Source organism: Robertmurraya korlensis, assembly GCF_023715225.1.
Classification (GTDB): domain Bacteria; phylum Bacillota; class Bacilli; order Bacillales; family Cytobacillaceae; genus Robertmurraya_A.
Window position 1 is genome coordinate 1 of sequence record NZ_JAMBNS010000028.1, and the last position, 1,470, is coordinate 1,470.

At 36.1% G+C, this 1,470-nt stretch carries 1 protein-coding gene; it reads right to left on the bottom strand.

What is annotated here, in order from left to right; genetic code table 11:
- Positions 1 to 40: 40 nt before the first annotated feature.
- Positions 41 to 1,369, bottom strand: a complete 1,329-nt coding sequence (locus tag M3175_RS23860) for an IS3 family transposase (protein WP_251524437.1) — start codon at positions 1,367 to 1,369, stop codon at positions 41 to 43.
- Between the last annotated feature and the right edge of the window lie 101 nt (positions 1,370 to 1,470).

Genomic DNA, 1,470 nt, shown 5'->3' on the forward strand with positions numbered 1-1,470 from the left:
TAAACTGGCACCTTTGTCAAGGACACTATAAAAAAAGAGACTAAGCAGCTAAAAGATGATTCCTAAATTGAATAGGAGTCATCTTTTTTAAATTCCATTGATAACGATAGTTGTTATAGTAAACCATGTAATGATTGATCTTTGCCTTTAATTCCTCTAATGACTTAGCTGACTGATAATCTACGTCGTCTTTTAAATGACCAAAAAAAGACTCCTGTGGGGCATTGTCCCAACAGTTTCCTCTTCTAGACATGGATTGACCTAAGCCATATTTCTTTAGTAACTTTTGAAAGGTTGGGCTTGTATAATGGCTACCTTGATCTGAGTGGATAAAGGCATCTGGATGTATTGTTACCTTTTTATTAGACACTAGTTTTTTGATGGTTTTTGTTGCGATGTCTAACGTGATTCGATCAGATACATGATAAGCAAGTAGTTCGTTTGTACAAGCATCTTTTACGGTCGACAAATAAGCCATACTATTTCCATTGTATGGCAAATATGTGATATCCGTTAGTAATACTTTCCCTGGAATTCCTTGCTTAAATTCTCTATTTAACTTATTTGGAACGACCGTATGTTCCTTTGTTGCTTTAGCGATTCTCTTATAAGGATTTGGTCTTCTATGAGGGCATACTATATTGTATTTCCTCATGATTCTTTGAATTTTTTTACGACTAAAAATAAGGTTATAGTCGTTCTCTAATATCATTTTTATAGAACGTGATCCTTTCTTGTATCCCCGACGAGTAAATGCCTTTAAAATCATTCTTTTGGCTTCTAAATCTAACTGCTCTCTTGCTTCTCGACTACTGGATGCCTTTAGGTAGCTATAATATCCAGAACGGGACACCTCTAAAAGGTCACAAAAATACCTGGTCATTCGCTTAAAGTGATTTTGTTCAACCGTCTCAAAAATTAACTGATATACTCTACTCGGTTCTAGACTTTTTCTTGTGTTTAGCAGCCTCCTTTCTGTCGCTTCTAGCTTTTTTAGTAGGTCGACCTGCCCCTCCAGTAGCTTGATTCTTGCTTCCTGCCGTTCAATTATTTCGGTCGGTGTAAGCTCCCGTTTTAATGGTCTACCCGAACTTGATTTCCTCGAATCAGTCAAACCGATTAATCCATTCTTTTGGTACGCTTTTTTCCACCTGTGAGCAGATTGTTCAATTCTCTTCAGTCCAATTACTTCGACATCAAAACCGTTCTCACTAAAAATCTGACGTGGTAGCTTACCCGCCAAATACTCATCCATAAATTTATTTTTAAAAGAATCCGAATATGTAATCGATCGTTCACTGACTCGTTGCACATTTGGATTTTGTTGAAGTGACTTTATCTCTCTAGTTGTAAATGTTATTTTACTCATGACGTCCCCTAATTCCCCATATGTTGAAATTCTAGTATATAAAAAAATACCTGTAGATAAAACACTCTTTTTCAAGTGTCCTTACTACAGGTACCATATTA

Excerpts from the sequence above, each read along its gene's own strand:
- M3175_RS23860 (WP_251524437.1), bottom strand. The coding sequence starts at position 1,369 with ATGAGTAAAATAACATTTACAACTAGAGAGATAAAGTCACTTCAACAA.